Here is a 9,626-nt window from a genome sequence, read left to right on the forward strand (position 1 = left end):
CGGGCTCTGGGCCACCATCGGCAAACTCCTCGATGCCTTCACCTCAGCAGAATGCGCCAACTACTTCACCGCCGCCGGATATGAGCCGGAGTAGGTGGAAAATGCTCTAGTGAAGCCGACCTGACCATCCGGCTTCTAAGCTGCTACTAGCTTTCAGAGGCCACGCTATTTCCGGCAGGAAACAGCGTGGCCTTTCTGCATTTACGAATGAGCTCTAAACTTCTGGTACGCTACGGTTACCTGAAGCAAAGCGTTGCAACAAACTCCTCTCAATCGATTGGGGACCTGGAGTTCTGACTGGGACGGAACACTTTCGTCTTAAAATGAGTGACATGCCAGTCGTCGTCATCTGATAGGTGACGGCCTGCCTGCCGTCCTTGCACGCTTCCAATAGCACTACTGCTGGATCAAGCCTGCGGTCGATCTACTCTGAGTCAACGCAATGCGAGCGGCCGGAGCGCGGTGCCTGCCACGGTACCGCGAATCGCGTTTGTGGTAGCAACGTAGGCAAACTCATACACCCGGTCCGCGCTGAGGCCTTCGAGATTATGGAACTCTCCGATGTGCACGCCCTGCTGCACGAGCAGATAAACGTGTACTGGGTTGAAGCTACCACCCACCGCCTGAGAATCCGCAGGCCGCGGTGGCAGGCATTCGAGGCCAGATGTGTCGGAAGCGACCATGATTGCGCCTTTCTGCTCCACCAGCCAGCGGGCCGCAGCCAAGCCGATCCCGGCGGTGTCGTACTCGCCGATCTTGGCGTGATCGCCGCCGCTCTCGCCCCAGAAACGCGCCGTTCCGGTACGGATTAGTGCCACTGTACCCGGCGTGATGTCCATGTTCTGCGCCTGGAGGGCTGCTTCGAGATCGGCGACCGTGATCTCGTAGTTGGAAGGTAGTGCATCCAATCCCTTCTGGCGCGCCACATCGATCATCACTCCTCGGGCGACAATGGGTGGAATGGTGGTGACATCGGCCTTGCGAACACCGAAGTCACCGGTCCATTGGTCAGACTTGAAGCCATTATACCAATGGTTGTCCTCGCCATGAGTGATATGTGCCAGCCCATCGATCTGCGTAGCCACGTTGTCACTGATAAACATGGCGCTGCTGTGCCAACGAGTGTGGCCCGTGTTGCCCTGCTCTGGTGTGGTGAAGGGAAGGTCACGCTGCCGTGCGACGCCCTCTGGCGTGCGGAAGGAGATGATTTCGCCCGGGTTGTGGCCCGCCCAGCGATAGGAGTCCCGGGCATAAGGCAGTCCGAGGTCATAGGTCTTTCCCTGGGTCGCCAGCCGCAGCGCCGCGAGCCTTGAGGCGTCAGTCATCTCGTTCAGGGCGCCAACCTCGTCCTCCTGCCCCCAGACCCAGCCCCAGCCTTTTCCCTGCGTCCATCTCTTCATGCCCGCATCCTGCGCGAGGGCAGAATTCGTCACCACACCGACAGCCATGCTGAGCCCAACTGCGACAAGTAGACGCCCGATCTGCTTCATGGTCATTTCTCCCGAGTGCTTTCGAGGCAGTTGTTTCAGCCCCAGATCATTCAACGGAATATAAGCTATCTGGGCAAGCTAGACTTCTGCGTGGCCGCACCGAGTGATGTGTTCAACGACGATGACAGGCAAGGTTGTCCGTCGTCGAATGCTTTGGGAGAGTGGGGGGCTAGCTGACTGGACTGTTCAAAACCTCTCCTGAAGTGCGTTGAGGCGGATGGCGAAGCAAGCGAGTGCAGTAAGGGCCTAGTGATGTCGAGCCTGCGTCCGTACAGATGGCGAGGTGGCGGAAGCGATTTATCCAGACGAAGGTCCGCTTTAATGGTCCAAGCGCAAACGGCAAGTTCGGCCTGAGGCGCGCGGCCCGTCTGCGGTTGGGCTGACCTCGGGCGTGGGGCTATCTTCGGGCGGCGCTCCCGCCCCAGCCTCTCCATGGATACGTATGTGCCTCTTCGAGTACCCACTCGAGATCCTCTACCGCTCCGTCAGCGGCGGCCGGGCCCCTGGCTCTCCCAGACGCTTCCCCGGCTGTTAAGACACCCAATCAGACAGATGCTGTTCCGAGCCTATCTGCTGGAGAGCGGAGCAAGTTTATGGGCCTTACCGTGTAGGAATTTACTTTATCAAGCCTGAAGTGAAGCAGGGTTGACGGAACATGAGCCTAGTGTTGCTGCACAGCGGCAGTGGCGCCGAAACCCTTCCGTTCAGTGCTGCTCGCAAGTGGCACGGAGCCCCTGCGGCTTTTGCTGTGTCGAGCGTCGTTAGCAGATGCAACAGTGCAAAATGCTGAGCCGTGGTGCAATCTGGGTATTCAATGCACCGGGACCGCAGACATGGCCAAGCCTCAGCAGTCCAGCAACGGAGCTAGTCATGTCCACCTCACCTTTTCGGACCTGCAGGCGCTTCGTCATCTTGGTAATCCAGTGGCCAAGGATCTCTCCGCCATTGCACGAGCGGGGAATTGTCTGTTCCTGGCCTGCGACGAGGCGGCAGGGCTCGAGCGGCTGACCCGGCAGGATGTTGACCGCTACGGTGATCACCAGCACATCAGTCTGAGTGATTTCTTCGAGCTTCCCGGAGGACCTGAGGAGGAGATGGACATCGAGGGACTCGCGGCGGTCGATGGATACCTCTGGATCGTCGGATCACACGCGTTGAAGAGAAAGAAACCGAAAGGCGAGGATGGTGAAGGCGTCGAGGCCCTCGCGCGGATGGCTGAGGTGGAGCGCGAGGCCAACCGCTTCTTCTTAGGGCGGGTGCCAATGCAGGAACAGGCGGGGGGCGTCTTCACTCTCCGGTCCGAAATCGATGATCGACATGCTGCCTGTCTGAGCATGGACCGTGAGGGCGGCCTAGTGCGGTGGCTACGAAAGGACCCACATCTTGCCCCGTTCCTGAAGGTGCCGGCTAAGGAGAACGGCCTCGACATCGAAGGTATCGCCATCCAGGGTGAGCGCGTCTGGCTTGGCCTTCGCGGTCCTGTGGTGGCTGGCCACGCGGTGGTTCTCGAGCTGTCGCTCAAGGAAACAAAGCCTGGGCAACTCAAGCCGCGCCAGATCGGACCGGGGGGTCAGCGCTACCGCAAGCATTTGCTGGATACCGGAGGGCTGGGCATCCGCGACCTACGTCGCGATGGTGTGGATCTGTTGTTGCTGGTCGGACCAACCATGGCACTGCAGGGAACGGCGCATGTGCTGCGCTGGCGCGACGCGCTCGGCGATGAGAAAGAAGGAATGGTGCCAACGAGCCGCCTGACGCTCCTGAAGGATCTTCCCTATCGCCGCGAGGCCAACCATCCGGAAGGGCTTGAGCACTGGCCTGACGGCGGCGCTGGAGCACTTCTGGTGGTGTACGACGCACCAGGACCTGAGCGCCTCGATACCGGCAGCCGGACAGTGCAGGCCGACGTTCTCCACCTAAGTGCAAGCTAACTGCCGGCTTAGTAATGCACGAGAGGAGCCTTATCTGAGGCAAGATAGGAAGCCGCCACGGGCTACATTCCGTGGCGCCCTAGATGCCTGTTAACTGCACCCCGGTAAGTGTTGAGGCGGCCTCACCCATAAGGCATTGTCGCCCAACAATGCCTGTTGCGGACGATGCTCACGACTGAGCCCGACGCATGCCGACTGGCTGTCGTGGTGGCAAGGGCCCACGGCGAATGCCGCGGACTACCTGCTGGGTACCCGGCTTGGCCGCAACAGCACGCCTCCTGGCGACAGGTGCAGAGGATTTCTGGCTCATCTTCACTGCTTGGCGGTTACGATGAACCGGAAATCTCCCGCTTCTCAACCTGCCTCAGTTGTTTCATTGGCCCTGACGCTGGACAGTCGCGGATATAGAAGCCGCGGATCTCGCATCACACCCTCAGCTTGGTTGCCTTCGAGAAGCGCGGTTTATCGTGTTTGAGGACATAGAGGGCAGGGAGGTTCGGGCGTATAGCGCACTTCACTTTGCTTTAGCTCGGACGCCACCCGCAGAGGTCGGCGCGTTCACCAATCCAGTGGCACGGATGACGAAATCCGTCGCGCAACCCGTTTGCCGCGCAGCTCAGCCTCGATCACCTCAAGTCTGATCCAAGGCGCCTCCCAAGACTGGTGGGCGGTTCCACTCCAAGATCTCCAAGTGCCAAAGGCATGCCCCATCTTCGTGTGAGTGGTTTGACTGATGCCAGCGACCGGGTCTACCGACCGCCTGGAGAGAGCAGGCGCGCTCATGGCGAGCCTGTGGGCGCTGTCTGGCGCAGCGGCAAGACCGCTGCGCGGCCCGAGTAAGGAGGAACGACTGTGGGCTTGCACATTGACTACTTCGTCTCGCTGAACTCGCCCTGGACCCACCTGGGCGCCGCACGGCTGGAAGCGATGGTGGCACGCCACGACGCCACGCTGAGCATCTACCCCGTGGAGTTCAGCACCATCTTCTCCGCCTCGGGCGGGCTGCCGCTATCCAAGAGATCGCCCCAGCGTCAAGCCTACCGCATGCAGGAGCTGAGTCGATGGCGGGACCACCTGGGCATCTCCATCCACCTTCAGCCTCGTTTCTTTCCGGCCGATGAGGGACTGGCCGCCCGGTGCGTCATTGCCGCGCGCGAGACCATTGGAGATGGTCCGGCCGTCGCCCTGGCGCATGGCGTGCTGAAAGCCCTCTGGGAGGAGGAGCGCGACACTGGCGACCAGGAAGTCCTGGCAACGCTCATTAGTAAAGTGGGCCTTGACGCCACGTCCTTGCTGGCGCTGGCTGCACAAGAGCGATGGGCGGAGCAGCGAGCCCTTGACACGCATGCCGCGCTCGCACGGGGTGTTTTCGGCGCACCGAGTTACGTCATCGGCGAGGACATCTTCTGGGGACAGGACCGGCTGGAGTTCCTGGAGCGCCGTCTGGCGAAGGGGGTGAGGTCCGCCGCAGGGGCTGATGCGGAACCCAGGTGACGTTCTCTGCCGCTCGTGACTGCGTGACCGTGCCCCGAGCGCTGCGGGGGCGGGCAGGGATGTGTTCTCCATCCGCATTATCCTGTCCGTATCGAGGAATGGGAACAAAGCCAGCGGCCAACCGCTGACGAGACGGAGCCGGGAAGGATCGCCCGCCCGAAACAGGTGATCCACTCCCTCGCGTGGCTTCGCGCTCCCGGCTGTATTCTGATCGGGCAGCAGGCGCCGATCAGGCGCGGACGTCCGCTTCCATTGCCTGTGCTGCACGGATCGGGTTGAAGTATTCGCGCAGCCCGATGATCTGCCCCCCTCGGGACCGTAGCAGCACCACATAGTCCTGCTGGTACAGGCGGCCAGTGGATTTGATGATCGCCTCGGCTCGCACTTCAGCCAGTGCAGCTTCGGGATCGGCGAGCGCCTGGAGGCGGAGATCGAGGAACCGGAAGTTCGCTACCGCATTGCGAAACCACGCGGCATGGCGCAGCACCGCCTCGCGTCCTTCCAACTGCCCTGGATGGCCGATGGAAGGGGCGTAGGGGAGTTCCCACAGGACCTCATCAGCGATCAACGCCTCCCACGACGCGGGGTAGGCTACCAGGGTCTCGAGATGCCGATGCAGCAGGTCTGTAGCGGCGGTCATGACACTGCGTTCCATTTCGCCTTCATCCTTGCCGGATCAGGTTGTGCACCATCAAGGCGCTGCCGAATTGCTGCAGCAGACCGCCAGCGGACAGTGTTCCCAGGGTGATCGGGGCAAAGCCCAGCCGCTCGATCAGCTTGCTGACAAGGGTGTTGGCCGCCGCGTCGTCGCCTGACAGGAACAGCACGCGTCGTCCGCCGGCCTGTGCAGGCTCCTCGGCCAACAGAGCGGCTGGCAGCGTGTTGAAGGCTTTGACCAGCTGTGCGCCGGGTACCATCTCGGCGATGATGCTGCTGGAGGAGCGGCCGCCGAGGTCCCGCGGCGTGAAGGCGGGGAAATCGATGGCGTTGGTGGCATCCACCACGACCCGGCCCTCCCAGGCTGCCGCATCGTGCACTACGCTCGACACCGCGTCGAAGGGCACTGCGAGGATCACCACCTCGGCCTTCAGGGCCTCGGCAAGGGCAGCAGGGTGAATCGAGGCGCCCAGCTCGGCGGCTAGAGGAGCCAATGACTCCGGACCGCGTGAATTCGCGAGCTGTACCTCGATGCCGCGGACGGCGAAGCGGGTGGCGAGGGCGCGGCCGATGGCGCCGGAGCCGATGATGGCGATGGTCATGATCTAGGATCCTGATGATGGGGGTTAGGGGATGCTGGGAGTGGGCAGGCTCACGCGGTGCGGCGGCCCGCAGGGAGCGGAATGAACTCGAGATCACCGGGCACGATGGGGAAGCGGCCATCCTGCCAGTCACGCGCGGCCTGCTCGACGCGCTCGCGGCGGCTGGAAACGAAATTCCAGAAGATGTGCCGCTTCTCGGGCAAGGGCTCGCCGCCCAGCAGCATCAGCCGGGTGGCTCCCACCGCGCGCAGCACGATTTCGGCGTCCGGCTTGAAGACCACCAGGCGGTCCTTGCCGAACGTGCCCTCCTGACCTTCGATGCTGATCGCACCTTCCACAACATAGACGGCGCGCTCCACGTGCTCGGCGGTGACCTGAAAGCGTGCACCACCGCGCAGGACCAATTCGGCATTGAACAGGTCAGAGAAACTGCGCGTCGGAGCGCGCTGCCCGTGCAGGCTGCCGGCGATCAGCCGCAGGGTGGCGTCGTCGCCGTCCAGCTGCGGCAGGTCGGTCGCGGCGACGTGTTGGAAGCCGGGGTCGGTTTCCTCCTGCACCACAGGCAAGGCGAGCCAGCTCTGGAAGCCAAACACCGTGCCACCCGCGGCGCGGGCCGCCGGCGCGGTGCGTTCGGAATGGACGATGCCGCGGCCGGCGGTCATCAGGTTGACCTCGCCCGGCCGGATCGCCTGCACATAGCCTTCGCTGTCCCGGTGCAGGATCTCCCCCTGGATCAGATAGGTCAGGGTAGCGAGGCCAATATGCGGATGCGGGCGCGTGTCCAAGCCATCACCGGCGCGGAAGGCTACCGGGCCGAAGCTGTCAAAAAAGATAAAGGGTCCGACGCTGCGGCGCTGCGCCGAGGGCAGAGCGCGGCGTACCTGGAACCCGTCGCCGAGATCGCGCACCGAGGGCAGGACCACCTGCATGAGGTCGTCAGCGGGGGAAGCGAGGATGGTCATCGGATACTGTCTCCTGCCGAGAACACGGGCCTGTGCCCTGCTGCTGGGAGGTTTCTGAGCTTTCTGGAGTTTTCTGAAAATCCAGATTAGATAGGCTAAACTGTTCGAGAAAGTCGGCATGATGGAGCCTGGCACACCCACATTGGACCAGTTGCGGGTATTCCTGACGGTGGTGGAGGTGGGAAGCTTCGCCGGTGCGGCGCGGCGGCTGGGCCGTGCCACGTCCGTGATCAGCTACTCCGTGGCCAATCTGGAAGCGCAACTCGGCTTGCCTCTGTTCGATCGGGAGGCCACCCGAAGGCCGACGCTCACCGAGGCAGGGCGGACGGTTCTGGCCGAGGCCCGCACCGTGGCGCATGGCATCGATGGGCTGCGCGCCAAGGTCAGGGGATTGCTCACGGGGTTGGAAGCGGAAGTTCACTTGGCGGTGGACGTATTGCTGCCGACGCCACGGGTCGTGGATGCGCTGCAAGCCTTCCAGGCAGAGTTCCCCACCGTCACCCTGCGGCTGCACATGGAGGCACTCGGCGCCGTGACCCAGTTGGTGCTGAACCGGGCTGCCACGATCGGCGTCAGCGGTCCATTGGACATGGTGACACAAGGGATCGAGCGGATTGCCGTGGGGGATGTCGAGATGATCCCCGTGGCTGCACCAAGCCATCCTCTGGTGGCTTCTACTTCCGGCCAGCCCGGCGCCGCCCGCGACCATGTGCAGCTGGTTCTGACCGACCGCTCGACGCTGACCGAAGGGCAGGACTTCTCGGTGGTGGGGGTCCGTACCTGGCGTTTGGCTGATATCGGCGCCAAGCACGCGCTGCTACTGGCGGGCATCGGCTGGGGCAACATGCCGGAGCCCATGGTGCAGGAGGATCTGGAGCGTGGACGGCTGGTCCACTTGAGCCTGCCAGAATTTCCAGGTGGCTCCTACCGCTTCTCGGCCATCTATCGCACCGATAGCCCGCCGGGTCCTGCCGCGTCCTGGCTGATCCAGCGCTTGAGGAAACGGATGGAAGCCTGAGAGCTTGCCAGATTTCTCGAACTTCTTGTTCGACCTTATTCGGCTGTTTCGAGAAGAAAGCCGAGGTCATCCTGCTGACAGAGACGAGGCGCCGCGCTGGTGCCGTTCAAGCAGGAGGTTGTTATGGCCAAGGTTCTGGTTCTTTATCACTCGGCATATGGTCACATCGAGCAGATGGCCGAGGCTGTCGCGGCTGGCGCACGGGAAGCCGGCGCGGAGGTCGCCATCCGCCGCGTGCCGGAAACGGTTCCGGAGGAGATCGCCCGCAAAGCACACTTCAAGCTGGAGCAGCAAGCGCCGATCGCCACTGTTGCCGAGCTTGAGCAGTACGACGCCATCATCATCGGGGCCGGCACGCGCTACGGTCGCATGCCCTCTCAGATGGCAGCGTTTCTTGACCAGACCGGTGGCCTCTGGGCCCGCGGTGCGCTGAACGGCAAGGTGGGCGCCGCCTTCACCTCGACCGCCACGCAGCATGGCGGGCAGGAAACTACGCTGTTCTCGATCATCACCAACCTGCTCCATTTTGGCATGATGGTGGTGGGCCTGCCCTACAGCTTTGCCGGACAAATGGCGCTGGATGAAGTGACCGGTGGCAGCCCTTACGGCGCCAGCACCATTGCTGGCGGTGATGGATCCCGGCAGCCCTCGGCGAATGAGTTGGAGGGTGCCCACTTCCAGGGCCGCCACGTTGCCGCGATCGCCATCAAGCAGTTCGGTTGAGCGCGCTTCGCGCCTCCAGCTTCTCTCACCGCCCTGAAGGATTTTGTTCCATGATGCACCTGGACCGCGCGGCCCCTATCCTGGGCCGCCTGATGCTCGCCGCTCTCTTTCTGATGGCGGGCTCTAGCAAGATCGGCGCGCCTGCCGCCACCAAAGCCTACATCGCCTCCGCTGGCCTGCCGTTCCCGGATCTGGCGTACCTGCTGGCCATGATAGCCGAGTTGGGCGGTGGTCTGCTGTTGCTGCTGGGATTGCAGACCAGATTGGTGGCACTGGCGCTCACCGGCTTTACGCTGGCAACGGCGCTGTTCTTCCACGCGGACTTCGACCAGAATCAGATGATCCACTTTCTAAAGAACTTTGCCATCAGCGGCGGCCTCTTGCATGTCGCCGTTCTTGGAGGCGGCGCAGTCAGCCTGGATGCGTGGCTCCGCCGGACTGCGGAGACTGCGAAGCCCTCCTTCGTCGGCTGACTGAAGCACATACCAATAGCTTCCGCAGCATGGCAGGCGCCACCAGTCATTCGGGAGTTATCAGATGCGAGCGTCGGTTAGGCTGTAGCGCTTATACCATGTCCCTGTAAACGGAACCTATCGCTGCAGCGTGGAGAGACCAACGCCCCTGACCGGCTCGAAGCTGCGGTGCTATGTATGGGTTCCGGTCAACGGGACTTAGGCTCAGGGCCTATTAACAAGCTCCTTGCGCTTTGATCCTGCTGTGCTTCCATGGCGGCCGGAGGTGCTGCCATG

General features: G+C 62.7%; 9 protein-coding genes. 5 read left to right on the plus strand and 4 right to left on the minus strand.

Annotated elements, in window-relative coordinates:
* Positions 1 to 434 precede the first annotated feature (434 nt).
* Positions 435 to 1,490, minus strand: coding sequence for a cyclase family protein (locus tag D2K64_RS22040; protein ID WP_157986032.1), 1,056 nt, complete (start codon positions 1,488 to 1,490; stop codon positions 435 to 437).
* 833 nt (positions 1,491 to 2,323) lie between these two features.
* Here D2K64_RS22040 and D2K64_RS22045 point away from each other — a divergent pair.
* The gene (locus D2K64_RS22045) at positions 2,324 to 3,421 is read left to right on the plus strand and encodes a DUF3616 domain-containing protein (protein WP_120010536.1); all 1,098 of its coding nucleotides are present in this window, start codon (positions 2,324 to 2,326) and stop codon (positions 3,419 to 3,421) included.
* Between the two features lie 858 nt (positions 3,422 to 4,279).
* A complete protein-coding gene (locus D2K64_RS22050; RefSeq protein ID WP_157986033.1) occupies positions 4,280 to 4,915 on the plus strand; it encodes a 2-hydroxychromene-2-carboxylate isomerase in 636 nt (211 codons plus the stop codon).
* A gap of 229 nt (positions 4,916 to 5,144) precedes the next feature.
* On the opposite strand, the gene D2K64_RS22055 is transcribed toward D2K64_RS22050, so the two are convergent.
* From D2K64_RS22055 to D2K64_RS22065, 3 genes are read right to left on the minus strand one after another with little or no spacing between them, the layout of a single operon-like run.
* A complete protein-coding gene (locus D2K64_RS22055; RefSeq protein ID WP_202910792.1) occupies positions 5,145 to 5,570 on the minus strand; it encodes a nuclear transport factor 2 family protein in 426 nt (141 codons plus the stop codon).
* Between the two features lie 7 nt (positions 5,571 to 5,577).
* Positions 5,578 to 6,174 carry an NADPH-dependent F420 reductase gene (locus D2K64_RS22060; protein ID WP_202910793.1) on the minus strand — a complete coding sequence of 199 codons (597 nt, stop codon included), beginning with the start codon at positions 6,172 to 6,174 and terminating at the stop codon, positions 5,578 to 5,580.
* 50 nt (positions 6,175 to 6,224) lie between these two features.
* Entirely contained in the window at positions 6,225 to 7,256 is a 1,032-nt protein-coding gene (locus tag D2K64_RS22065; RefSeq protein ID WP_238384369.1) for a pirin family protein, read from the minus strand.
* On the opposite strand from D2K64_RS22065, the gene D2K64_RS22070 reads away from it, so the two are divergent.
* The 3 genes from D2K64_RS22070 to D2K64_RS22080 all read left to right on the plus strand — a co-directional run bounded on the left by D2K64_RS22070 (position 7,255) and on the right by D2K64_RS22080 (position 9,350).
* A complete protein-coding gene (locus D2K64_RS22070) occupies positions 7,255 to 8,154 on the plus strand; it encodes a LysR family transcriptional regulator (RefSeq protein WP_120010543.1) in 900 nt (299 codons plus the stop codon). The two genes, D2K64_RS22065 and D2K64_RS22070, sit on opposite strands and share 2 nt — an antisense overlap.
* A 123-nt stretch (positions 8,155 to 8,277) precedes the next feature.
* Positions 8,278 to 8,877, plus strand: coding sequence for an NAD(P)H:quinone oxidoreductase (gene wrbA, locus D2K64_RS22075; protein ID WP_120010544.1), 600 nt, complete (start codon positions 8,278 to 8,280; stop codon positions 8,875 to 8,877).
* Positions 8,878 to 8,927: 50 nt separating this feature from the next.
* Positions 8,928 to 9,350 carry a DoxX family protein gene (locus D2K64_RS22080; protein WP_202910794.1) on the plus strand — a complete coding sequence of 141 codons (423 nt, stop codon included), beginning with the start codon at positions 8,928 to 8,930 and terminating at the stop codon, positions 9,348 to 9,350.
* Positions 9,351 to 9,626: the final 276 nt, after the last annotated feature.

The organism is Teichococcus vastitatis, from assembly GCF_003604215.1.
Classification (GTDB): Bacteria; Pseudomonadota; Alphaproteobacteria; order Acetobacterales; family Acetobacteraceae; genus Pseudoroseomonas; species Pseudoroseomonas vastitatis.